21 protein-coding genes, 1 pseudogene and 2 riboswitches are annotated in these 22,346 nt (G+C 59.7%); of the genes and pseudogenes, 10 read left to right on the top strand and 12 right to left on the bottom strand.

Annotated features, from left to right (window positions below; translation table 11 throughout):
* The first annotated feature begins 108 nt into the window (after nt 1-108).
* Complete coding sequence (locus tag ALP40_RS18975) at nt 109-453, top strand: MmcQ/YjbR family DNA-binding protein (protein WP_122209730.1); 345 nt, start codon at nt 109-111, stop codon at nt 451-453.
* On the opposite strand, the gene ALP40_RS18970 is transcribed toward ALP40_RS18975, so the two are convergent.
* Nucleotides 448-888, bottom strand: a complete 441-nt coding sequence (locus ALP40_RS18970) for a DUF1294 domain-containing protein (protein ID WP_122209729.1) — start codon at nt 886-888, stop codon at nt 448-450. The genes ALP40_RS18975 and ALP40_RS18970 overlap by 6 nt on opposite strands.
* A complete protein-coding gene (locus ALP40_RS18965; protein WP_122209728.1) occupies nt 885-1,715 on the bottom strand; it encodes an undecaprenyl-diphosphate phosphatase in 831 nt (276 codons plus the stop codon). Before ALP40_RS18965 ends, ALP40_RS18970 begins: the two co-directional genes overlap by 4 nt.
* A 241-nt stretch (nt 1,716-1,956) precedes the next feature.
* Here ALP40_RS18965 and pnuC point away from each other — a divergent pair, with 241 nt between their 5' ends.
* Nucleotides 1,957-2,520, top strand: coding sequence for a nicotinamide riboside transporter PnuC (gene pnuC / locus ALP40_RS18960; protein WP_122209727.1), 564 nt, complete (start codon nt 1,957-1,959; stop codon nt 2,518-2,520).
* Nucleotides 2,517-3,095: an AAA family ATPase gene (locus ALP40_RS18955; RefSeq protein WP_122209726.1), complete on the top strand. Its 579-nt coding sequence runs from the start codon at nt 2,517-2,519 to the stop codon at nt 3,093-3,095. Before pnuC ends, ALP40_RS18955 begins: the two co-directional genes overlap by 4 nt.
* Here the strand turns inward: ALP40_RS18955 and ALP40_RS18950 are convergent.
* Nucleotides 3,039-4,364, bottom strand: coding sequence for a sigma-54 dependent transcriptional regulator (locus tag ALP40_RS18950; protein WP_122209725.1), 1,326 nt, complete (start codon nt 4,362-4,364; stop codon nt 3,039-3,041). The two genes, ALP40_RS18955 and ALP40_RS18950, sit on opposite strands and share 57 nt — an antisense overlap.
* A 309-nt stretch (nt 4,365-4,673) precedes the next feature.
* On the opposite strand from ALP40_RS18950, the gene ALP40_RS18945 reads away from it, so the two are divergent.
* Nucleotides 4,674-4,940 carry a hypothetical protein gene (locus ALP40_RS18945; RefSeq protein WP_004879734.1) on the top strand — a complete coding sequence of 89 codons (267 nt, stop codon included), beginning with the start codon at nt 4,674-4,676 and terminating at the stop codon, nt 4,938-4,940.
* Nucleotides 4,941-5,043: 103 nt separating this feature from the next.
* On the opposite strand, the gene ALP40_RS18940 is transcribed toward ALP40_RS18945, so the two are convergent.
* The 4 genes from ALP40_RS18940 to cobW form a co-directional block, all read right to left on the bottom strand.
* Nucleotides 5,044-5,589, bottom strand: coding sequence for a VWA domain-containing protein (locus tag ALP40_RS18940; RefSeq protein ID WP_375140040.1), 546 nt, complete (start codon nt 5,587-5,589; stop codon nt 5,044-5,046).
* 122 nt (nt 5,590-5,711) lie between these two features.
* Nucleotides 5,712-6,740, bottom strand: coding sequence for an ATP-binding protein (locus tag ALP40_RS18935; protein WP_122209723.1), 1,029 nt, complete (start codon nt 6,738-6,740; stop codon nt 5,712-5,714).
* The gene (gene cobN / locus ALP40_RS18930) at nt 6,740-10,504 is read right to left on the bottom strand and encodes a cobaltochelatase subunit CobN (RefSeq protein ID WP_122209722.1); all 3,765 of its coding nucleotides are present in this window, start codon (nt 10,502-10,504) and stop codon (nt 6,740-6,742) included. The genes ALP40_RS18935 and cobN overlap by 1 nt, the downstream gene beginning before the upstream one ends.
* A gap of 3 nt (nt 10,505-10,507) precedes the next feature.
* Nucleotides 10,508-11,569 carry a cobalamin biosynthesis protein CobW gene (gene cobW / locus ALP40_RS18925; RefSeq protein WP_122209721.1) on the bottom strand — a complete coding sequence of 354 codons (1,062 nt, stop codon included), beginning with the start codon at nt 11,567-11,569 and terminating at the stop codon, nt 10,508-10,510.
* 109 nt (nt 11,570-11,678) lie between these two features.
* A riboswitch (cobalamin riboswitch) is annotated at nt 11,679-11,903 on the bottom strand.
* Between the two features lie 58 nt (nt 11,904-11,961).
* Nucleotides 11,962-12,173, top strand: a riboswitch (cobalamin riboswitch).
* A 100-nt stretch (nt 12,174-12,273) separates the two neighbouring features.
* Here cobW and ALP40_RS18920 point away from each other — a divergent pair.
* Genes ALP40_RS18920 through cobM form a run of 4 tightly spaced genes read left to right on the top strand, consistent with a single transcriptional unit; the run spans nt 12,274 to nt 14,397 of the window.
* Nucleotides 12,274-12,459: a CbtB-domain containing protein gene (locus ALP40_RS18920; protein WP_122209720.1), complete on the top strand. Its 186-nt coding sequence runs from the start codon at nt 12,274-12,276 to the stop codon at nt 12,457-12,459.
* Nucleotides 12,460-12,469: 10 nt separating this feature from the next.
* Complete coding sequence (locus ALP40_RS18915) at nt 12,470-13,192, top strand: CbtA family protein (protein WP_122209719.1); 723 nt, start codon at nt 12,470-12,472, stop codon at nt 13,190-13,192.
* A complete protein-coding gene (locus tag ALP40_RS18910; protein WP_122209718.1) occupies nt 13,170-13,619 on the top strand; it encodes a cobalamin biosynthesis protein in 450 nt (149 codons plus the stop codon). The genes ALP40_RS18915 and ALP40_RS18910 overlap by 23 nt, the downstream gene beginning before the upstream one ends.
* A 31-nt stretch (nt 13,620-13,650) precedes the next feature.
* Entirely contained in the window at nt 13,651-14,397 is a 747-nt protein-coding gene (cobM, locus tag ALP40_RS18905; RefSeq protein ID WP_122209717.1) for a precorrin-4 C(11)-methyltransferase, read from the top strand.
* 429 nt (nt 14,398-14,826) lie between these two features.
* Here cobM and ALP40_RS18895 read toward each other — a convergent pair.
* Nucleotides 14,827-15,020, bottom strand: a pseudogene (locus ALP40_RS18895) (TauD/TfdA dioxygenase family protein); the annotation flags it as partial.
* A gap of 308 nt (nt 15,021-15,328) precedes the next feature.
* Here ALP40_RS18895 and ALP40_RS18890 point away from each other — a divergent pair.
* Nucleotides 15,329-15,919, top strand: a complete 591-nt coding sequence (locus ALP40_RS18890; RefSeq protein WP_122209715.1) for an ATP phosphoribosyltransferase regulatory subunit — start codon at nt 15,329-15,331, stop codon at nt 15,917-15,919.
* Between the two features lie 97 nt (nt 15,920-16,016).
* On the top strand, nt 16,017-16,475 hold the full coding sequence (locus ALP40_RS18885) for a metallophosphoesterase family protein (protein WP_122209714.1): 459 nt from the start codon (nt 16,017-16,019) through the stop codon (nt 16,473-16,475).
* A gap of 37 nt (nt 16,476-16,512) precedes the next feature.
* Here ALP40_RS18885 and ALP40_RS18880 read toward each other — a convergent pair whose 3' ends face one another.
* The 4 genes from ALP40_RS18880 to icmH form a co-directional block, all read right to left on the bottom strand.
* Nucleotides 16,513-16,971: a GNAT family N-acetyltransferase gene (locus ALP40_RS18880; protein WP_122209713.1), complete on the bottom strand. Its 459-nt coding sequence runs from the start codon at nt 16,969-16,971 to the stop codon at nt 16,513-16,515.
* A gap of 77 nt (nt 16,972-17,048) precedes the next feature.
* Nucleotides 17,049-17,951, bottom strand: a complete 903-nt coding sequence (locus tag ALP40_RS18875; RefSeq protein WP_122209712.1) for a serine/threonine-protein kinase — start codon at nt 17,949-17,951, stop codon at nt 17,049-17,051.
* Nucleotides 17,951-21,463, bottom strand: a complete 3,513-nt coding sequence (gene tssM, locus ALP40_RS18870) for a type VI secretion system membrane subunit TssM (protein WP_122209711.1) — start codon at nt 21,461-21,463, stop codon at nt 17,951-17,953. The genes ALP40_RS18875 and tssM overlap by 1 nt, the downstream gene beginning before the upstream one ends.
* Nucleotides 21,460-22,332 carry a type IVB secretion system protein IcmH/DotU gene (gene icmH, locus ALP40_RS18865; RefSeq protein ID WP_409077533.1) on the bottom strand — a complete coding sequence of 291 codons (873 nt, stop codon included), beginning with the start codon at nt 22,330-22,332 and terminating at the stop codon, nt 21,460-21,462. The genes tssM and icmH overlap by 4 nt, the downstream gene beginning before the upstream one ends.
* Nucleotides 22,333-22,346 lie beyond the last annotated feature (14 nt).

Genomic DNA, 22,346 nt, shown 5'->3' with positions numbered 1-22,346 from the left:
AAAACCTGAACACTAGTGAGTGCGGCGGCGTCATACAATCGGCTGATCGAATATCCGTGCGGCTATCGAACACCTTGCACATCGCTAACCCGCAAAAAGGAGCGCTACATGCGAACCGAAGACATCGCCACCTTCTGCCTGGACCTGCCCGGCGCGCGCGAAGACTACAAATGGGGCGGCATGCGCGTCTTCTCCATCGCCAGTAACAAGATGTTTGCAGTCATGGACCTGGCGGGTCAGGGCTTGTCTTTCAAGGTCAGTACCGACCTGTTTCTGGGCTACGTCGACCGCCCCGGCATCCGCCCTGCCCCGTATCTGGCCCGTGCGCACTGGATCAGCGTGACCGACCCCCACGCCTTGGGCGCTGAAGAGATCCGTGATCTGCTGACATGCTCGCACCAGCTGGTGGTCGCGAAGCTGCCCAAACGCCAGCAGATTGCATTGAAGCTATAAAGGCAACGGCAACCACTGCCAGACGCGGCGACCCATAAACAGCCAGTCGATCCACAGCGCCTGATGAACCAGCACGATCAACCAGAACACGATCTGAAAAGACACTTTGCGGGTCTTGTGCCGGAAGACCTGTTGCGCCAACAGCGCTCCCGGCCACCCACCCAGCAGTTCAACGGCGTGCAGCACGTTCTCCGGCGTGCGCTGACCGCCTTGACCGGCCTGTAGCTTGTCGTGCCGATACAACACAAACGCCAGCAGGCTCATCACACCGAGCACAATAGCCGGAATCATCAGGCCGTTTCCGACCCACAGCAAGGCTGATCCGTACACCGGAAGCGCGCACAGCAGCATCAGGACAAGGAGTTTGAGGCCCAGCGCCTGAACCGGTGCCTTGCGCTGCCGGGCAGACGACCGAGTATTGCGCGCCACCTTCATGCCTTGGCTGCTGCCCAGTCGATCCAGCCGAACTGCCAGGTTGCAAGAATCAACAGGCCAAACGCAATGCGATACCAGGCGAACACGGCATAGCTGTGGGTGGCGATGAACTTGAGCAGACCTCGCACGGCAATCATCGCGAAGATGAACGAGGTGATGAAACCGATGGCGAAGACTGCAACGTCGTCGGGGCGAAACATGTCACGGTACTTATAGCCCGAGTACACCGCAGCCCCCACCATCGTCGGCATGGCCAGAAAGAACGAAAACTCGGTGGCTGCCTTGCGTGAAAGGCCGAACAGCAGGCCACCGATAATGGTGGAGCCGGAACGCGACGTGCCCGGAATCATCGCTAGACATTGCACCAGCCCGACCTTGAGCGCATCGCTCCACTTCATGTCGTCAACCGTTTCGGCGCGCACCACATGCTGGCGTTGCTCGGCCCACAGCATGATCACACCGCCGATGACCAACGCAGTCGCCACAGTAATGGGATTGAATAAATAGTGATGGATGAGGTCGGCGAAAATCACACCCAGCACCACCGCTGGCATGAAGGCAATCAGCAGGTTGATTGTGAAGCGCTGTGCCTGCTGCTCTTTGGGCAAGCCCACAACCACGTCCAGAATTTTGCGCCGAAACTCCCAGACAACGGCCAAAATGGCGCCCAACTGAATGATGATATTGAACGCCGCCGCCCGGTCGCCGCCGAAGTCGATCAAGTCGGCGACGATAATCTGGTGACCCGTGCTCGAAATCGGCAAAAACTCCGTCAGCCCTTCTACAACACCCAATATCAACGCCTGAGCAGCGGTCCAAAGATCCATCATTCCCCCATACAGCGGTGCCCGAGGCCCACTTGTTAACGTTGTTGTAAAAAAATGCCTGCCACTATGCCGCCGCGAGCCTGAACGAAGCTTGAAGAAGCGTTGCAAAAACGCCAAATGCTAGCAGACCTTTCAGCGCAAAGCCCCTCGCCTGCATCACGTTGCCATCAGATCCTCCACGTGGCGCCCATAAGCGCTTACAATCGCCGCCCCTGAACACCTCACTTCCCAAGGAGCCGCCATGTCCGGGCTTGAACTTTTCGCTGCCGCCATCGGCGTGATCGCGGTCTGGCTGACGGTCAAGCAAAACCCTTGGTGCTGGCCGATCGGGCTGGTGATGGTGGTGATCTACATCTGGATCTTCTACGACGTAAAACTCTATTCGGACATGCTGTTGCAGGGCATTTACGCCGGGCTGCAAGTCTACGGCTGGCTGCAGTGGACCCGACATGGCAACGGCCTGCCGGTGCGTGCCGTCACGGTGTTGCGTGGCGGCTCGGTCGCCACCGGCCTGGTCATTGGCGCGGTCCTCAGCGGAGCGCTGGGTGCCGCTATGGCCCACTTCACCGACGCAGCACAGCCGTGGCTGGATGCCGCGCTGACAGGCTTCAGCCTGGTGGCGCAAGTCTGGATGGCGCAGAAACGCGTCCAATGCTGGCCGCTGTGGATCGTGCTTGACGTTATTTTCGTCGGCCTGTTCGTCTACAAGGACCTGTACCTGACGGCCGCGCTTTACGCGCTTTTCACGCTCCTGGCCGTGCAAGGCTGGCGCGAATGGCGCAACGACCTGGCACTGACACGATGAAAGTCCTGGTGCTGACCGGCCCTGAGTCCAGCGGAAAAAGTTGGCTTTGTGCTGCGATACAGAAACGTTTTGGCGGCGTTCTGGTGGACGAGTACGTACGCCTTTTCATCGAAGAGCAGGGTCGCGATACGGTATATGCGGACGTCCCGACCATCGCCCAGGGTCAGCTTGACCGTGAGGACGCAGCGCGCGCAACCAGGCCCGAGCTGCTGATTCTCGACACGCACCTGTTGAGTAACCTGCTGTGGAGTCGGTCCCTGTTCGGCGATTGCCCTCAGTGGATCGAACAGCGACTGCTGGACAGGCACTATGACCTGCATCTGCTGCTGTCTCCTGAAGGTGTGGAATGGATCAGCGATGGCCAGCGCTGCCAGCCAGAACTGGCTGAACGCCAGGCATTCTTCCAGGCCAGCAGGCAATGGCTCGATCAACATGCGCAACGCTACCAAATGATTGACGGCGACTGGCAACAGCGCCACGAACAAGCCATGACTGCGGTAACTCGACTGCTGAATGCATCACCGGATTTGATGCTTGTGCAGCAGCCGATAGAACGTGGGGCGCGAGACGCCTAATACCCTGGCCGCGACGCTGAGGTTGTCACTGTGACGCGTCAGCACATCGCACAACGCCTGACGCTCAGCGCGGGACTTGTAATCGTCCAGCGTGCCCATGCTGCTGGCGACGTCCTCCCCCCCTAACAATCCCAAATCAGCCGCTTCGATCTGCCGCCCCTCAGCCAGCACCAGACCGCGTCGCACCCGATTGGCCAGCTCCCGCACGTTGCCTGGCCAGTCATGCTTGCCCATCGCGATCAATGCATCCTGGCTGAAGTTGCGTGCGCGCCGGCCAGTTTCCTGGCTGTAGAAATGGGCAAAATGATTGGCCAGCATCGCCAGATCACCGTGCCGTTCCCGCAGCGGCGCGGTGCCGACCTGCAGCACGTTGAGCCGGTAATACAGGTCTTCCCGAAAGCGCTTCTTGCGAATGGCTGCCTCAAGGTCCACATGGGTGGCGGCCAGCACCCGGACATCCACGGGAATCGACTCACTGCCACCGATGCGTTCGATCTGGCGATCCTGTAAAAACCGCAGCAGATGCGCCTGGGTTTCAAGCGGCAGATCGCCGATCTCATCCAGAAACAACGTACCGCCATCCGCCGCTTCTATGCGCCCGATCTTGCGTTCCTGCGCGCCGTTGAAAGCACCTTTCTCATAGCCGAACAGCTCGGCGTGAATCAGGTGTGCGGCGATAGCGCCGCAATTGACGGCCGCGAACGGTTTGTTACGGCGCTGAGACTGAGCGTGCAGCGTGCGCGCCACCAGCTCCTTGCCCGTGCCGCGCTCCCCCCGAATCAAGACGGGCGACTCGGTAGGCGCCAGCTTGCCGAGCAACCGCCGCAACTCGCGAATCGGTCGGCTCTCGCCCAGCATCTCGTGTTCACTGCTGGACGTCTGCGTGGAGCCCTGTGCCCTCAGGCGCGCCATGCCATAGGCACGGCCCAGCGTGACCTGCATACGGGCAACATCGAATGGCAGGGTATGGAAATCGAAGAACCACTCACAGACAAAATCCCCGATCTTCTCCCGGCGCAAATCATCCGGTGACAGCACTGCAATCCACTGGGTATTGGTCCGGGTAATAAGCTCCTTGACCACCTCGGGGTGTTCGAAGTGGTCCGGCATCAGGCGTATTAATCCGACATCACAGCTGAGATTGAGCGCCGATTCGAGCGAACTGCTGTCCACCGTCCATCCGGCAGCATGCAAGACGGGGATCAATTGATGACAGTCATCACAGGGGTCAACAATTAACAAACGTCGCGATGGGGCCGATTCATGCATGAAAGTTCCTTGGCGCCCGGCGTCGAATTTGAGTTATGAAAAACGTTTTATAAACAGTATGTTGGCGAGCCCGATACTTACGTTAGCAAATATTTGACACCGCCTTGTACCGTTTGCGTCTAATGGCAATAACCAAACGTCATGAGTGCTGTAACGCGAGATTGATGCAGGTGCGCTGCAAGGGAATCGAAAAATTTTCAAAAAAGTGTGTGACTCATGTGCCCCTCCCGCTCATCAACACAAGTAACCAGCCGGACGGTAAGCCCGCCGACGTGACTGAATTGATATGGGCACTTTGAGGAATTGACCATGAACGCCCCACTGCGCTTCAACGATGCACTTCTGATCGCTGGACACGCTTTTGAACCCTTCCAGTGTGTTGCCTGGGCACCACAGGACGGGAACGGCGAACTGAGCCTGACCGTAATAGACCGCACCAGCACGCGTATTGGCCGCAAGCAGATTCCGAGCAGCACCTACTCGGACAAGCAGCAGTTGGCCAGCGCTCTGGAGCAGGCCCGCGCTGAAATCAGTAACGAAGGGTACGACCTCAAGCCCTGGACCATGCCGGCCTGAGTACTTGGTTGACCGTGCCCATCGCTCGCATGGGCACGCGTCCCCTCTGGCGAAGTGTGCAGATTCAGCGAGCCAAGCGCGCCACTTGAATCATCTTTCGGTGTCAGTCGGCTGAGCCAAGCTCATCGATATGCCGATATTCCGCCCCCAGGCCACGCGCCAGTTCTCGCGCTCTTCCCAACCGGACAGGGCCTTTTTCCAGATCGATCAACAGACTCGCACAGTCAAACGCCGAGCGCGCAGGCAGTTGCTTGAGCCTGCCATCGGTCAGCACCAGCATCCGCTGTTGTTCGGATGGATAGCGCTTGCTGCGTTTCGCCAGCCAGATCCGAGCTTGCTCCAAGGCTTCGGCCAAGGGCGTTCCGCCGCCCGCCCCCAGCGCATCCAGCCACGGCTTCAATGCCGAGGAGGCTTTCAAGCCCTGGTGCTGCCAGCGTGGTGCGTTGCCACTGGCCGTCAGCAAGGCCAGGCGAGCGCGGCGACGATAGGCATCGTCAAATACTTGAGACAACACGCCCTTTGCCTGGCTGAGCGCCTGATGACGCTTGGTCGACGCCGACGCATCGACAATCACTAGCAAAAGCTCGCTCGGGCGACTACTGCGCGGCTGGCGGACCAGATCGGCAGCCTTTTTTGGACGACCTTTCATTAACGTCGGCAACCATTGAACCGGCCCTTGCGAACTTGCGCGCAATGCGCCTGATTTGCCCGACGCGAGACGACCGGGCCGGGGCACGGCGTCCGTCCCCTGTGATCGCTGAGGGCGGACGCCTAGGGCTTTTTTGGCCAGCTCGGCACGTCACGACGCGATCCGGTAGGCACGGCTTGCGCGGGTAGCTCGCCCCAACTGCCCTGCCCGCCTGGCTTGTCCTGTTTTTCAGGAGAACCGGAGGGCGGTGTTTCGGGCGATTGCGGGGGTGGCGGTGACGGCTCGCGACGTCGATGACGCAGGGCAAACTCGGCCACGGCGTCGATGTCTTGCGTCTCGATCTGCCCGACGCCACGCCACGCCGCATGAGCCCGTGCAGCACGCAGCCAGACCAGATCGGCGCGCATGCCATCAACGCCCGCAGCAAAGCAGCGTTCGGTGATCAGTACCAGCGAGGTGTCATCCAGCTCAATGTCCATTAGCCGCAAACGAGCCTGCTCACAGCGTTGTTTTAGGGCGTCCTGCTCTGAATGCCAGTGGGCACAAAATGCCAGCGGATCGGTATCGAAATCCAGGCGGCGGCGGATAATCTGGCTACGCTCGGCAGGTTGCGTCTGCCCGCTCAGGGCCACATTGAGGCCGAAACGGTCGAGCAACTGCGGGCGCAGCTCACCCTCCTCCGGGTTCATGGTGCCAATCAAGACAAAACGAGCCGGGTGACGATGAGAGATACCGTCACGCTCCACCAGATTGACGCCGCTGGCTGCCACGTCGAGCAACAGGTCGACCAAATGATCCGCCAGCAGATTAACCTCATCGACGTACAGCACGCCGCCATCGGCCTTGGCCAGCACGCCAGGCGAGAACCGCGCGCGGCTTTCCGACAGTGCGGCGTCCAGGTCCAGCGTGCCGACCAGCCGCTCTTCGGTTGCACCCAGCGGGAGCGTCACAAACTGCCCGCTGGCGAGCAGGTCCGCCAGGCCGCGCGCCAGAGTCGATTTCGCCATGCCCCGTGGCCCTTCGATCAACACGCCCCCAATGCGCGGATCGATGGCCGTCAGGCACAGCGCCAATTTCAGGTCATCGGCTCCCACTACGGCAGCGAGCGGGAAATGCGGCGTTTCGGTGAGGCGTGCGTCAGGCAAGGTCATCAGTTCTCTTCTATATCCAGCAACAGGTCTTCCAGGGCTTGCTGATAATCGCCCGGCTCCTGCCAGAGGCCGCGCTGCTGAGCTTCGAGCATGCGCTCGGTCATGTCTCGCAGGGCATCGGGGTTGTGCTGTTCGATGAATTCACGTGTCGACGGGTCGAGCAGATAGGCATCAGCCAGCAGTGCGTATTGATGATCGTCGATCAGTTCGGTCGTGGCGTCGAAGGCGAACAGAAAGTCCACGGTGGCCGCCATTTCGAACGCGCCTTTATAGCCGTGGCGTTTGACGCCCTCGATCCATTTGGGATTCGCCGCCCGCGAACGGATCACGCGGTTCAGCTCTTCCTTCAAAGTCCGTATTTTCGGCAGGTCCGGCTGACTATGGTCGCCGTGATAGCTGGCCGTTTTCTGACCGCTGAGGGTTTCGGCCGCTGCAAGCATGCCGCCCTGAAACTGGTAATAATCATTGGAATCGAGCAAGTCGTGTTCGCGGTTGTCCTGGTTCTGCACCACCGCCTGCACCCGAGACAGTCGTTGGGCGAAACGTTGCCGCGCAGGCGTGCCCTCGTCGCAAACACCATAGGCATAGCCGCCCCAGTTCAGATACACCTCGGCCAGATCCTCACGGCTCTGCCACAGGCGGCCGTCGATGGCTCCCTGTACACCTGCGCCATAAGCGCCGGGCTTGGCACCGAACACCCGCCAGCCCGCCTGGCGCGCCGCGTCTTCCTCGTTCAGGCCCTCGGTGATAAAAAGCTCTCGCTCTTCGCGCACCCGGGCAGCGATCGGGTTCAGGTCATCCGGCTCGTCCAGTGCAGCCACGGCTTGTACCGCCGCATCGAACAAGCGAATCAGGTTGGCAAACGCATCGCGGAAAAAGCCGGAAACCCGCAGCGTGACGTCCACTCTCGGGCGGTCCAGCAGGCTGACGGGCAGAATCTCGAAGTCATCGACGCGCTGGCTGCCCGTCGCCCAGACTGGACGTACCCCCATCAGCGCCATTGCCTGCGCGATGTCGTCGCCACCGGTGCGCATGGTCGCCGTTCCCCAGACCGATAGGCCCAACTGTCGCAGGTGATCGCCGTGGTCTTGCAGATGGCGCTCCAACAGCAAGTTGGCAGACTGGAAGCCGATCCGCCAAGCGGTGGTGGTCGGCAGGTTACGCACGTCCACGCTGAAGAAGTTGCGCCCGGTGGGCAACACATCCAGCCGTCCGCGACTCGGCGCACCGCTGGGACCAGCAGGCACGAAACGACCGCTCAGCGCATCGAGCATGCCTTGCATTTCACCGGGTCCGCACGCGTCAAGACGGGGGGCGACCACGTCACGCAGGCTGTCGAGAATGAGAGCGAGATCGGCATGCTCCGACAAATCCGTCACGTCCTGACCATCGGTGATGCGCTCGATCAAAACAGCCGCGTACAGTTCCAGACGCTCACGGGCGTCACCCGCCGTGCGCCAAGGATCGACGCTCAAGGTCAACAGTTCAGGAGGACGCGGGCCTTGCCAAGGCTCGGCAAGCGCGCAATCCAGCGGGTCGAACCCCAGATCGAACGCCTTGCTCAGCGCACGCAAAAGGCTCGACTGCGCGCCGCGGCCATCGCCACGAGGGATACGCAACAGGGCCAACAGCGTATCGATGCGCAAGCGGCCTTCGGGTGACTGGCCAAATATGTGCAGACCGTCGCGGATCTGCGACTCCTTCAAATCGCACAAGTAGGTGTCCAGACGCGGCAGCCAGACGGCAGCATCGGCATCGCTGTCGATCGCCTCGTCCAGCGCTAACTCGCGGTCAATTCGGGTTTCGCGAACCAGGTTCAAAATATCGCGTTGCAGCTCGCGGGCACGGCGCGGGTCGAGCAGTTGCGCTTCGTAATATTCGTCCGCCAGCAACTCCAGGTCCCGCAGCGGGCCGTAGGTTTCGGCACGGGTCAGCGGAGGCATGAGGTGGTCGATGATCACTGCTTGCGTACGCCGCTTGGCCTGGGCACCCTCGCCCGGGTCGTTGACGATAAACGGATAAATGTTCGGCATGGGGCCCAAAATGGCGTCCGGCCAGCAGGTTTCGGACAGGCCGACACCTTTGCCGGGCAGCCACTCCAGGTTGCCGTGCTTGCCGACATGCACCACCGCATGGGCTCCGTAGGCCTTGCGCAGCCAGAAGTAGAACGCGAGGTAGCCGTGCGGTGGCACCAGATCCGGGTCGTGATAGACCGCGCTCGCGTCGACCTGATAACCGCGTGCGGGCTGAATGCCCACGAAGGTCAGGCCAAAGCGTATGCCCGCGATCATCATGCGCCCGCCGCGAAACATCGGATCGGCATCCGGCGCCCCCCAGCGGGCGTTCACTGCGTCGCGGTTGGCTTGCGGCAATGCGTTGAACGCGTCCAGGTATTCGTCCAGTGCCATGCTCTGGTGACACGGCCGCTGGTCGATGCTGTCCAGGTCGTTGGTCACGCCACCCAACAACTGCTTGATCAGGTCGGTGCCGCTGTCAGGCAGTTCGGCCAGCGGATAACCCTCCGCCTGCATGGCGCGCAAGATGTTCAGCGCAGCTGCCGGCGTATCCAGCCCTACGCCATTGCCAATGCGGCCGTCCCGAGTCGGGTAGTTGGCGAGAATCAGCGCCACGCGCTTGTCGGCATTGGGCAGTCGCGCCAGCAGAATCCAGCGCCGCGCCAGCTGTGCGACAAAATCCATCCGCTCGGGATGAGCGCGGTAACAGACCACATCGGACTGGCTGCGCTCACTGCGCCAGGCCAGGTCCTTGAAGCTGATGGGGCGGCTGATGATGCGTCCGTCCAGTTCCGGCAAGGCAATGTGCATCGCCAGATCGCGGGCGCCCAGGCCTTGCGCACTGGCTTGCCACGCCGGCTCGTTGTCCTGCGCGCATATCGCCTGAATCACCGGCACATCGCGCCGAAACGGTCGTAGATGCGGCGTTTCAGGACTCGATTGGGCAAAGCCTGTGGTATTGAGGATCAGCTCGACGCCGGCCTCGTCCAGCCAGTCTTCCACCTGCGTGAAGCAGCCAGGCTCCTTGAGGCTGGCGACGGCGATCGGCAAAGGGTTGAGGCCCTGCGCCTGCAGTCGCGCACAGAATTCGTCGATGAAGCCGGTATTGGCCGCCTGCAAGTGCGAACGATAAAACAGCAGCGCCGCCACTGGCTGATCACTGAGCCAATCGGCCTGCCAGTCGGCCAGTTCGGCCGTTGCCCGCTTCGGATGATAAACAGCGGTGCGCGGCAGCGGCTGAGGCTCGGCCCAGGCGTAATCGTGCCCCAGCCAAGTGCTCGCCATGCAGTGATAGAGGTCCAGCGCATTCTGCAGGCCGCCCTGACGCAGGAACTGCCACAGGCGGTTGCAGTCAGTCGCCGCAACGGTGCTCAGGTCAATCAACTCAGGGTCGTGCCGGTCACAACCCGGCACCATAATCACCGTGACGCCTTGCGCTGCCAGCTCCATCAGCCGCTCGACACCGTAACGCCAGTAGCCAATGCCGCCGTGCAGGGAAAGCAAAATCACTTTGGCGTGACGCAGCACTTCATCGACATACAGATCGACCGAGGCGTGGTTCTGCACCTGCATCGGGTTGGCCAGACGCAGGCTGGGGTAATCATCGGGCAACTGCCGAGCAGCCTCGGCCAGCAACGCAAGGCTTGAATCGCCGCTGCAGAGAATCACCAGTTCGGCCGGGGTCTGTCCCAAGTCAGCGATGCTGTCGTCGGGTACGAAACCGCCCGGTTGGGTTCTCAGCAGGTGCATGGATCAGCCCGCGATCGCAGCGTTGAGCTGAGCTTCCAGCGCAGCGGCGTCCAGTTCCTGGCCAATCAACACCAGGTTGGTCATGCGCGCTTCATCGGCACGCCAGGCACGGTCGAAATGTTTGTCGAAACGCGTGCCCACGCCCTGGATCAGCAAGCGCATCGGCTTGCCGGGAATGGCCGCGAAACCTTTGACGCGCAAGATGCCGTGCTGCACCACCAACTGGGTCAGCGCCTTGAGCAATACTGCTTCGTCCGCTTGCGGCAGCTGGATGGAAATGGAGTCGAAGGCGTCGTGATCATGGTCATCGTCTTCACCGTCGTGGTGATCGTGATGGGTCTTGCGACCGTCGATATGGACTTCGGATTCGGCACCGACGCCCAGCAAGACGCTGATCGGCAGTCGGCCACTGCTGGCCTCGATCACCTTCACCGCTGGCGGCAACTCTTCGGCGACTTCAGCGCGTACCGCAGCCAGACCTTCGGCATCAATCATGTCGGCCTTGTTGAGAATGACCAGATCGGCGCTGGCCAACTGATCGGCAAACAGCTCGTGCAGCGGCGACTCATGGTCAAGGTTCGGGTCCAGCTTGCGTTGAGCGTCAACCTGATCCGGAAAGGCGGCAAAGGTGCCTGCCAGTACTGCGGGGCTGTCGACTACGGTGATGACTGCGTCAACGGTGCAGGCATTGCGAATTTCCGGCCACTGGAATGCCTGAACCAGAGGTTTTGGCAGCGCCAGGCCACTGGTTTCGATCAGGATATGGTCCAGGTCGCCACGGCGGGCAACCAGTTCACGCATCACCGGGAAAAACTCTTCCTGAACCGTGCAGCACAGGCAACCGTTGGCCAGCTCATAAACGCGGCCGTTGGCTTCTTCTTCGGTACAGCCGATGGTGCATTGTTTGAGGATTTCGCCGTCGATGCCCAACTCGCCGAACTCGTTGACGATCACCGCGATACGACGCCCTTCGGCGTTATCGAGCATGTGCCGCAACAGGGTCGTTTTGCCCGAGCCGAGGAAGCCGGTGACGATGGTAACGGGAAGCTTGGCCAGTGTTTTCATCAGGTGCCCTTGTGGCAATGCGGCGGGCGAACAGGACGAGAGCCGCGCGCGATGCACACGGATCAAATCGCCACCGGATCACCCCGCCCGGTTGTAATGAGAATTCTCAGGCCTTGGCCCGGTTCGAGGCAGGTCTCCTGGCTCACGGCGGCGCATCGCAGGCGTTCAAGCCTGGCCGACACGCATTCATTGCGCCTTCCCGCCTGAGCAGTGGCTGTGCGATGAACATGACCGTTTACAGTTGCGGGGGCAGCTGCGGCATCGACCGCATTCCCGTCTTAGCTCCACCTCAGCGCTGGGCTACCGGTGAAGAACCTCGAACAGGCAAGGCTACGCAGTGACCGCAGGCAGGTCAATCGCTGAGATTGACGATCCCCCATCACGCGTGATCTCCTGTGCGCCTTGTTACGGGTGCCCCTCACGGGGTGAAACGGGAAACCGGTGCGCTCAAATCACTGAGCAAGTCCGGTGCTGCCCCCGCAACGGTAAGCGAGAGGAAGTCAGATCCACTGTGCTCAGGCATGGGAAGGTGACTTCAAAGGACGGACAGTGCTGTCACGCCCCCTCGCGAGCCCGGAGACCGGCCCGCTACGTTTGCAAATGACACACCCGCGGTGGGCGGGCGCCGTTGAAACCTCTGACGTCCGTCAGGGGGTCCCTGTGCGCATGGCCCGCTTTTACCCAACGATTTCAGAGGGAACGCCATGACAACTATCAGCACCCCCCACTCAACAACAACCAGCGCCACCCACACCCAACGCCTCACAGCCGCGATCAGCGCAGCCCTACTGGGCGCGTGCCTGGTCTATTTCGCCGGGTTCTCGCACATCGCCGCCGTACACAACGCGGCACACGACACCCGTCACAGCGCTGCCTTCCCTTGCCATTGAGGACACCACAATGTTCAAGCGAATCGTGCACACCGCAGGCTTCACCGGCCTGCTCGCCGCGCTGCTGCTGACCTTACTGCAAAGTTTCTGGGTCGTCCCACTGATCCAGCAGGCTGAAACCTACGAAAACGCCCCGTCGGAGCAGGTGCATGAGCACGCCAATGGCATCGTAGCCGAACACAGTCATGAGCATGACGAAGCCGCCTGGGAACCGGAAAACGGCTGGCAGCGCGTGCTGTCCACCACCGGCGGCAATCTGGTGGTCGCAGTGGGTTTTGCGCTGATGCTTGCCGGGCTCTACACCTTGCGCGCACCGGGCAGCGTCCTTCAGGGCGCCGTATGGGGATTGGCCGGCTTCGCCGTATTCGTGCTGGCACCCGCTCTGGGTCTGCCGCCGGAGCTACCGGGCACGGCAGCCGCCGAACTGAGTCAGCGCCAGTTCTGGTGGATCGGCACCGCAGCGTCCACAGCCGCAGGCCTTGCGCTGCTGATCTCCGGCCAGAACCTGCTGCTCAAAGTACTGGGCGTCGCCATTCTGATTGCGCCGCATGTCATCGGCGCGCCGCAGCCACTCGTTTATGAAAGCCTTGCGCCAGAAGCGCTGGAATCGCAGTTCATCCTCGCTTCACTGCTGACCAATGCCGTGTTCTGGGTGGCGCTGGGTCTGATCAGCGCCTGGCTCTTCCGTCGTAATAACACTGACCTGCAGCATGCCGAACCGCATCTGGCCTGAGCCCATCAACGCCCTGCCCGCGCCGGTCATCGTCGCGGGCCTGGGCTGTCGACGGGGTTGCCCTGCGTCTCTGTTGCGTGACCTGCTGCAACAGCACCTCGGCGCACAAGGTCTGGAGCTTGCCGATGTCACCGCGCTGGCCTCCATCGACCTTAAAAGCGAAGAGCCTGGCCTGTTGGAGCTCGCTCGGCACCTGTCCGTACCGCTGGTGTTCTTCAACGCGGCACAACTGGTGTACTGGGACCTTCACCTCACCCATCGCTCGACCAACGTTCTGCAGCACACCGGCTGCCACGGCGTCGCCGAAGGTTCGGCGCTGGCGCTCGCCGCGCAACTGGGTGATGGGACCGCGACGCTGGTGATCGAACGCCAGAAAAGCCCCCATGCCACATTTGCCTTGGCAACCAGCCCGGCTACAGGGGGATAATCCCGGCAATGACTCATTTCAGGAGACTCCCTTGACTGTCTTTTTCATCGGCGCAGGCCCTGGCGACCCGGAGCTGATCACCGTCAAAGGTCAGCGCCTGATTCGCAGTTGCCCGGTCATCATTTATGCCGGTTCGCTGGTGCCCGTCGCAGTTCTGGAAGGCAACCAGGCTATTCAGGTCGTCAACAGCGCCGAGCTGCATCTGGAACAGATCATCGACCTGATCAAGACCGCTCACGCACAGGGTCAGGATGTGGCGCGGGTGCATTCAGGCGATCCTAGTCTGTATGGCGCCATCGGCGAGCAGATCCGCCATCTCCGCGAGCTGGGCATACCCTTTGAAATCATTCCAGGCGTGACCGCCACGGCAGCTTGCGCCGCGTTACTGGGCACAGAACTCACCCTGCCGGATATTTCACAAACCGTGATTTTGACCCGCTACGCCGACAAGACCGCCATGCCTGCGGGCGAGGAACTGGCGAGCCTCGCCCAGCATCGGGCAACGATGGCGATTCATCTGGGGGTCAACAACCTGCACCGGATCATCGAGGAGTTGACGCCGCATTATGGCGCCGACTGCCCGATTGCCGTGGTCCATCGCGCAAGCTGGCCTGATCAGGACTGGGTTCAAGGCACGCTGGCTGATATCGAAGCAAAAGTGAAGCTCAAGGGTTTCAGGCGCACTGCCTTGATACTGGTCGGGCGAGTGCTGGCAAACGATACGTTCAGCGAATCATCGTTGTATCGAGCCGGTCATGCGCACCTGTTCAGACCTTGATGAGATCGCGCCGTTAATAGGGTGCTGGCGACTGCATATACATGATCGGATTTGAGCCCGGCGTCACTGAAACGCGGCTTGTCGAGAGGCGGAAGCTGGCGCAACTGAACCGGTTTCAAGATGACCTTGCTGCTGGTTTGCGAATCAGGCGCGATGTCGCTTCCAAAATGTGGAAACGGCTCCTGCGCCGCCCAGCTTCCAGCCGCTAGTAGCAGTAAAACGAATACGCCCGCGATAGGCTCCTTGGATCCGCACATAGGTTTTTCCTCCGACCGACTGAAGACGGCCCCGTTACACCAGTGACTGAGCGAGTATAAGCGCCCGAATGTCGCGAGCATGTGAACACGCGCCAGCCTTCCAGAACCGTACCAAGGCGTGTATTTCTAGGCCTTCAACGAGGGTTAGTCAACGCTTGCGAGCACGCGCCGTTCATTTTCGAACAACCGCAGCCATCCCGGCTCCCTCGAACGGCTCGTCACCTTCAAGCTGGTGCGATGCATCAGGCGGTCACACGCGGGATCATAAGCCTCTGCGCGATGCAGGGTGCCCGTGTTGTCCCAGATCACCAGATCGCCCACCTGCCACTCATGGCTGTAGCCGAACGACGCTTGCGTCGCCCACTGGGTACGTTCATAAAAATCACTGTGCGAGCCGTGGCTGAATGCCGCTTGAAATACACGCTATAAGCATGCAAGGATCAGTCATGACTTACATTTTCATTAGCAACCACCACCATCATGAACTTCGCTCATCGCGTCGGGGTTGCTTATGCTCGTTGATCACTCAGAAGCTCTGAGTTCAATGAAACCAACCAAGGCGCCTCAGGCGCCTTTTTTATTGTTTGTACACAGGGAGCAAATAAACATGACCATGCTACGTGGAACGCGCATCGTGACCGGCCAGGAAGCGTCCATCCTTCGTCAAACGGAAAATCTTTTCCGGAGCTATCTTCACCGATGCTGGCGCTGAGGAGGCAATCGTCCCTGCGTTATGGGGTCAAGACACATTCATTGAAAAGGCAGGCGCAAGCGAGATTATTGGCCAGATGTGGGCCTTTGGTGACAAAGCAGGTCGGCCCTGCTGCCTTATTCCCGAAGCCACTGCATTGTTCCAGGAACGAAGCCGCGAGCTGTTGGGCTCTCGCCAGCAAGCCATGTTTTTCTATAGTGCGCGCTGCTACCGGTACGAGCGTCCTCAAGCGGGACGCTACCGTGAATTCACGCAATTGGGGCTGGAAGTTCTAAGCCCCGAGCCACAAGAAGCATTGCTGCGCAGTCAGCAGATCTGCCTCGGCTTTCTCGATTCAATAGGGCTTGATTACCAATTCGACGTGTCGGTCAAACGCGGATTGAGCTATTACCTCGAAGGCAATGGCTTCGAAGTTCGGTGCCCAGGGCTTGGCGCTCAGCAGCAAGTCGTCGGCGGCGGCCCTTACAAAGAAGGAGCAGGGTTCGGTATCGGCCTGGAACGTCTGGTGCTGGCACTTCAACTACCCGAAACGAGCACTGAACGCAGTCTCTAGAGCAACGCTTCGAACGCCCGGCTTATGCCCCTGCACTGCCGGGCACGCTTTCACGCCTTGAATGTCTTACGTATCCACTTCCGGTCACGAGGCCCTTATGAAAATCGGCATCATCTCCGATACCCACGGCTTGCTGCGCCCTGAAGCAGTAAACGCGCTGCAAGGTTGCGAGCAGGTCATTCATGCAGGCGACATTGGCAGCGCCGAGATTGTCGAGCAACTGAAATCCATCGCCCCGCTGCACATCGTGCGTGGCAACAATGACGTGGACTTACCTTGGGCAAGCGACATTGCTGATCACCTGCTCTTCGACCTGAACGGCTGGCATGCATTGCTGGTGCATGACATCGCCGATGCCCCTGCGCTTCTGGATGAGCGTACGAGGCTGGTGATCACCGGGCATTCGCATAAGCCGCTTATTGAATGGCGCGGAGACAGGTTGTATATCAACCCAGGCAGCGCGGGGAGACGTCGTTTCAAGTTACCGGTCACGCTGGTTGTGCTGGAGGTCCGGGCTTCTGCACTTGAGCCGGAACTGGTTCAGTTACTGGATTGAAGCCACGCCGGGCTCGACGAAATAAGTATGGATCCGTCTACACATTACGCTCCATCAGACACTGCTCCATTCCCCACGCGTCGAAGCGTTCCACCGCTCGCCAGCCACGCTTGGCGTAATACGCCTGCTGATCATGGGTGTGCAGGTACAGACGTGACACGCCGACAGACTTGGCATGCTGGCAGATGCCTTCGATCAACTCGGCAGCCAGCCCCCTGCCCCTCGCTCCCGGCGTGACAAACACACACGCCAGCCAAGGGCCGAGTTCGGGGCGGTCAGACAGGTCGTTATCGGCAAACGCTGCGCCACCGAGCAGCAGCCCGTCTTCTAGCGCGATCAGGCATTTCCACTCTTTGTTGGACTGGCCCTCGGCGAACTCTGCCTGCCAGTCAGCCAGCGATTGCTGCGCGAACTCGTAGTTGAACTGCCGGTGCAGCCACTGCGCCATCGTGTCGCTGTGGTTCATGTGATTGATGAGCCAGTCCAGGCGGTGCATGCAGAGTCCTTTAGGGAGCGATGCGGTAGGGTCCAGAATTAAGATAGACGTTGCGGGGAAATTTTAAGAAAAGGTGCTTAGCGCCAGAGCCCAAAGCGTTTCTTGGGTGCGTCCTGAAATACCTCCAGCAGTCGACGAAGGCTGCCGTGTTTGTCGCTGGCCTCCAGCGTTAGCGCCGAGCGCAAGGCAGGCCAGCACCTTGAGGGCAGAGCTGGTGGCTTTTCAAGCACAACACCGACACGTTCGGAGCGCAGCTGAATGGCCCTCAGCTCCGTGAATGCCTTTCTTCCGACGAACATTTCGTAAAGCAATAACGCTACGCCGTAGAGATCAGCTCGGGCAGTAAGCGGGCCGCCTTCACCCATTTCCGGTGCTGCGTAACGAGCTGTACTGGCCTGCAAACGCTGCCTGTCTAAACACGGCAGCCCGCAGAGTTCGCCCTCAACGGGTTGTCCAAGGCCAAAGTCGAAGAGTCGCAAGCCTTTCGCGGTGAGCATGATGTTGCCTGGTTTCACGTCCCCATGAAGTACGCCTTTTTCATGGGCATGCGTCAGCGCGTCCAGCAGCGCCACTGCGATCTGTCGACATTCGTCCCAAGGCAATCGCTCAACGCGTTCGCGGAGCAATCGGTCCAGGCTGATGCCTCTCATGAACTCAAGGGTCATGAAGGTCCGATTCGATTCGCTGTCGCGCTCGAACGCATAAGCACGTATCACGTTGGGATGATGCAAATGGCGGGTCATGGCAAACTCGCTGTAAAGCAGACGGGCTGAATCCGGTGCCTCGACCAGGTCATCCTTAAGCAGCTTGATCGCGACAAGCGGGTCAGGCTCGCCAGCCATATCATGCAGCAGATCGCGTGCCTGCCAGACGACGCCCATTCCTCCCATCCCAAGCACACGCTCGAGCCTGTAACGGCCCGAGAGTAAGTCGGGCAGCGGTTTGCGCACCACATAGTTCGGTACACAAGACGCCTCCATCAGAGTTGCGCAGGCATGCGCAGCCCACGCAAAACCGACATATCGAAAGGATTCGCAGCGCGCTGACTGAGCAACAGGTAATTGGCGCGCATCCCGCCTACATCAGCCTTGAGCACGTGCACATCACGTCCCTTCAACGGTTCGGTCTGCATAAGGTCCAGCAAACGGAACAGCGACCAGGGACCGGTATTTTTTTCGATACCGATTGGACTGCCGGTCATTCGGTCGAGCACAAGACTGGCCCGACCGTCTTCAATCTCGGTCGGCCAGGTGAATGCGACGGGGACGATGGGGCCGTGACGATAGACCATCGACTGGTCGCCAAGACGAAACTCGGCGCGGCTGACAGTTGAATCCAGGGTGTGGGGCTCCAGTTTGAACTGCACCAGCAGTTCTTGGTCGGGGCCTGCGAAAAAGCGCTTACGAATGGCGTGCACGCCGCCCATCTGATCAAGGTAGGTCCGGCTCATCGGTAGGCTGTAGCCATCGATGCTGCGCAACCGAAAATGACCCGGCTCGCCACTGACGAAGGGCTTCAGGTAACGATCGAAAAAGCGCTCGGCTACCCCTTGGGATTTGAAGAACTCACGAAAATCATCCAAGACAACATCACTGCTGCTGTGCGCATGAAACGGATAGCGCTTGTCGAGCGCGCTCACGTAAAAACTGTAAAGCTCGTCCTTGTAGCGCTGGTTGACGTGCCGATAAGACTGGTGCAGCACGAAGCTCCATGTGTCTTCCGCCATACGGTTCAGCCAGCCCGCAAGAGGCTGTGGCAGTTGCGCAGCCGTAGTGCGCAGACCGCTCAACGCGTCACGTTGCCCCCCCATACGACCTTGAGCCATTTCATACGCGGCCAGATCAGGCTGCCCCGCACGCCCAAGTGTTGCCATTTGCACCTGCACTTCATCCAACGCATTGAACAATGCCACCAGTTCGAGCCCGGGAGCATTTTCCTCGTCGAGCAGCCGATGCAGTGGATCGAAACGGCGTTGCAATGCTCGTTTAGCGGCATCCGGCAAACTGTTGAAAAGCGACGGCTGTACCTGTCCGCCAACTGCTGAAGCGACCGTGCCCAACGTGGCGGACGGTGTAGCGGCGTCGTTCGGTGCTTCCACCGGGCCGGCATGCAGGACAAGCGTCGGGAACCGGGTATTTTCTCGAACCTCTATCAACAGCTGCACCAAAGGCGAGTTGGCTGCGGTCAGGCCCGCCATTTGCAACGCCCCCTGCCTTGGCCCTTCGAAAGGTTGCAGGGACGTCTGGCCAAGTATCTCGGACCAGTGATTGGCATAATCGCGAAAATACAGCTGTTCCAACTCGACCATCAGCCTGCGCATGTCCGCTGTGCTCTGCTCTGCGCTGTCTCCCAACACCCAGTTGTCCCTCAAGATATCGCTCACGACGCCAGCGCCTTGCGTCAGGAAGTAGTGCTGATAGCCCTCGCGAGTGTAAAAACCGGGGATCCGGTGATCGGTTCCCGTCAGCAACCTTTTCTGCGGATCGATTCGCCGGGACAAGCTGTAATCAGGAAGACTGCGCGCCTTGTCGCGCAACACGTGATAAACCACGTTGGCCAAAGACTCAGTGCGCAGGATCTGGCGGGTCTGAGCCACCAGTGACTCGTTGCCCGGGTAGTCGAACGGGAGCTCCAGCAAACGCTGGAGATGCTGGTTCAGTTGACGTTGCCCCTCGGCGTGACCTGCGTAGCGTATTGACCAGTCGGCGGCGATCCTCTCTTTCAACCACACCTGATCCCGACGCGCCTGCCGAGTGAGCATCAAGTAGGCACGCAGACTGTCCAGCAATTGCTCACGATCCTTTGTACCGGCGTGCATTTGCGCCTCAAGCATGTGCGCCACACGGGGCAATAACCAGCGCTGAAGTTCTGCATGGTAGCTGGCAAGCAGAGCCTGGTTGACCTTCCGGCCCTGATACAGACCCGTGCGCTCGTAGAGGGCAAGCTCCGAGCCTTCAGGAAATACCTGGGTGGCCCGGTAATGGGTGTTCAACGCGTCGAGTACGGCCAGCGCGTCGTCCTGTGGCGTGAGCTGTAATCGTTGCTTGCCCCATTGTTGTGCGGTGATACGAAGCGTCTCCAGACGATCGTGATTGGCACTGAATCCCACCACCCACAACACGCCAAAGACCGCCACCAAAAGTGCAGCGCTGCCATACATCAAACGTCGCCGCCAATCAAAACTGCGACGCTCATCCTTGTTGAGCACTGCCAGGTCGGACTCTGCAAAAATTACGCGGGTCAGCAGATCATGGATAAACCTGGGACGGCCCGCATGCCGCAACGGTAGACCGATGTTTTCATGACCTGCGTCTTTTTCATCAGCGGCCTGCGGGTCGGCAAGATGAGGCGCACGGGTCAGATAAAAACCGCGCAGATGACTGGCACGCTGATAGCGATTTCCTGAAAAGGCCATCTCCACAAAGATGTTCAAGCCTTGGCCAATTCGCCCCAATTGATCGGGAAACTCAAGCATCCGCCCACGGCGCTGAACGTCGCGCTCATGATGAAGCCGAGTGATCATCTGACGGCTTAGTCTTTTCAGCAATGCACTGAACGCCTTTCCAACGACATCAATGTCGCTGCCGCGCTGCTCCTTGCTAAATGTCGAACCCAGTACTTGCCGACTTTCCTCTCGAGACAATTGCTCGAAGAACTCGTCGAAACCCTCGATCGCATCGGCCTTGGTCAGCACCAGGTACACCGGCACCTCAATGTGCAGCTGCCGATGGACCTCGTCCAGACGACCGCGAACGCTCTCTGCCAGGGACTCCAGGCGATGCGGTTGTCTGTCGAGCAGCGTATCTACCGGCAACGCGATCAGTACGCCGTTGAGCGGGCGTGAACGCCGACGTTCACGCAGAAGCGACAACAGGTGGCTCCATGCACTGCCGTCTATTTCGGGCCGTGTCTGGCTCAAATAACGACCGGCGGTGTCCATGATCACGGCCTGATCAGTCAGGTACCAATCACAGCAGGCCGTGCTTTTTGTATCACGCGTCAGCTTGCGTTCCACTTTGTTGAACGGAAAGTCAAGCCCGGAAAAATCCAGCAGACTGGTCTTGCCACTACCTTCGGGACCGATCAGCAAAAACCAGGGCAGTTCCTGACGCCATGATTGCTTTTGACTGTCATAAAGCGTCGAGCGTTTGACCCGTCGCAAGGCGTCCTTGAACCGCCGGGTCACTTCCTGACGTTCCTGATCAATCGCAATGCTCTGTTGCAAACGCTCCTTTCCCGCCTCACTGTTCTCCTCTCGTCTGTGGCGCGCGCCTGCCTGCCAGCTCACGAACACCATTGTCAGCCCCCAGAGCAACAGCAACATGCTGACTGCCACCAGACGCGAAACAGCGCTTTCCCAAAATCGGTAATCAGCGACCGCCAGCAACGGTCCAAAAAGCCAGATCAGACAAATCATGCCGAGCACCAGCAACAACGACCAGAACCAGGTTTTGCGTAGCAGGGATGACAGGGGTTTAAATAAAGTCTTCATCGTGCATCTCTGTTTTGCGACTGCAACCTGAGCGTTGCTGAATCAACTGATTGATAGGGTCTGAGGACCGTTTCGCGCTGCTTGCCCAAAACCCATGCGAAGCCCGAATACAGCACGGTCAGCGTCATCAGCGTGAAAATTGCCACCAGCCCTATCGGAACGAGCCTTGGCTGGGCCTTGGATTTTCCATGTGAGCCTTGCCAGTGAGGTGAAAGCGTCAGCGGTGTATCGCCCCGCATTTGGCGTATCTGCCGATGAAGGCCATCACGGATACCGTCCAGTTCATCACCTCCACGAGGCATGACGCGGTACTTGCCCTCGAACCCCAACGCCAGACAGAGGTACATCAGTTCAAGCATGTGCAAGTGCCTTAAAGGATTGCCGTACAGCTTTTCCAATAACTGAAAGAATTTCTCGCCCCCGAAGGTTTCCTTGTGAAAGTGACTCAGCAGACTCATGGTCGACCAATCGCTTGCGCTGCCCCAGGGCGTTGTGAGGACAGCCTCATCCAGCACGGTACAAAGTACATAGCGAGCAGCCAGCATCTGCTCGTTCGCTATCGCATGGTGATGCGCATGAGCTTCAAAAAGCTTCACTTGCTCGATCAATTGCCTGTTCAGTGGACGAATATCCATTGCAGCCGGTGCCGCGCAGAGTCTTGAAAGCTGAACAAGCAGATCATTGGCCGAACCGATCAGCGGATTGATATAAATGTCGAGGCGTTTCTCCGGAGCCAGCTTGGCACTGTAAGTCAGCCGCTCCTGAAGACTCTCGAAAGGGTGCGAGTCAACGCAGGTGGTCAGTCGCTCGTGCCTATGATCGCCTGAGCGCTGTTGGAGTACGGTCAGGTCATCCCCATCGGTTTGCATAATCGGTATCCCGC

Source organism: Pseudomonas viridiflava (genome assembly GCF_003702045.1).
In the GTDB taxonomy this organism is placed as follows: Bacteria; Pseudomonadota; Gammaproteobacteria; order Pseudomonadales; family Pseudomonadaceae; genus Aquipseudomonas; species Aquipseudomonas viridiflava_C.
Note: the sequence above shows the minus strand (reverse complement) of the source record. Positions and strands in the feature narration are given on the sequence as shown.

Excerpts from the sequence above, each read along its gene's own strand:
- ALP40_RS18975 (WP_122209730.1), top strand. The coding sequence starts at position 109 with ATGCGAACCGAAGACATCGCCACCTTCTGCCTGGACCTGCCCGGCGCG.
- ALP40_RS18970 (WP_122209729.1), bottom strand. The coding sequence starts at position 888 with ATGAAGGTGGCGCGCAATACTCGGTCGTCTGCCCGGCAGCGCAAGGCA.
- ALP40_RS18965 (WP_122209728.1), bottom strand. The coding sequence starts at position 1,715 with ATGGATCTTTGGACCGCTGCTCAGGCGTTGATATTGGGTGTTGTAGAA.
- pnuC (WP_122209727.1), top strand. The coding sequence starts at position 1,957 with ATGTCCGGGCTTGAACTTTTCGCTGCCGCCATCGGCGTGATCGCGGTC.
- ALP40_RS18955 (WP_122209726.1), top strand. The coding sequence starts at position 2,517 with ATGAAAGTCCTGGTGCTGACCGGCCCTGAGTCCAGCGGAAAAAGTTGG.
- ALP40_RS18950 (WP_122209725.1), bottom strand. The coding sequence starts at position 4,364 with ATGCATGAATCGGCCCCATCGCGACGTTTGTTAATTGTTGACCCCTGT.
- ALP40_RS18945 (WP_004879734.1), top strand. The coding sequence starts at position 4,674 with ATGAACGCCCCACTGCGCTTCAACGATGCACTTCTGATCGCTGGACAC.
- ALP40_RS18940 (WP_375140040.1), bottom strand. The coding sequence starts at position 5,589 with ATGAAAGGTCGTCCAAAAAAGGCTGCCGATCTGGTCCGCCAGCCGCGC.
- ALP40_RS18935 (WP_122209723.1), bottom strand. The coding sequence starts at position 6,740 with ATGACCTTGCCTGACGCACGCCTCACCGAAACGCCGCATTTCCCGCTC.
- cobN (WP_122209722.1), bottom strand. The coding sequence starts at position 10,504 with ATGCACCTGCTGAGAACCCAACCGGGCGGTTTCGTACCCGACGACAGC.
- cobW (WP_122209721.1), bottom strand. The coding sequence starts at position 11,569 with ATGAAAACACTGGCCAAGCTTCCCGTTACCATCGTCACCGGCTTCCTC.
- ALP40_RS18920 (WP_122209720.1), top strand. The coding sequence starts at position 12,274 with ATGACAACTATCAGCACCCCCCACTCAACAACAACCAGCGCCACCCAC.
- ALP40_RS18915 (WP_122209719.1), top strand. The coding sequence starts at position 12,470 with ATGTTCAAGCGAATCGTGCACACCGCAGGCTTCACCGGCCTGCTCGCC.
- ALP40_RS18910 (WP_122209718.1), top strand. The coding sequence starts at position 13,170 with ATGCCGAACCGCATCTGGCCTGAGCCCATCAACGCCCTGCCCGCGCCG.
- ALP40_RS18885 (WP_122209714.1), top strand. The coding sequence starts at position 16,017 with ATGAAAATCGGCATCATCTCCGATACCCACGGCTTGCTGCGCCCTGAA.
- ALP40_RS18880 (WP_122209713.1), bottom strand. The coding sequence starts at position 16,971 with ATGCACCGCCTGGACTGGCTCATCAATCACATGAACCACAGCGACACG.
- ALP40_RS18875 (WP_122209712.1), bottom strand. The coding sequence starts at position 17,951 with ATGGAGGCGTCTTGTGTACCGAACTATGTGGTGCGCAAACCGCTGCCC.
- tssM (WP_122209711.1), bottom strand. The coding sequence starts at position 21,463 with ATGAAGACTTTATTTAAACCCCTGTCATCCCTGCTACGCAAAACCTGG.
- icmH (WP_409077533.1), bottom strand. The coding sequence starts at position 22,332 with ATGCAAACCGATGGGGATGACCTGACCGTACTCCAACAGCGCTCAGGC.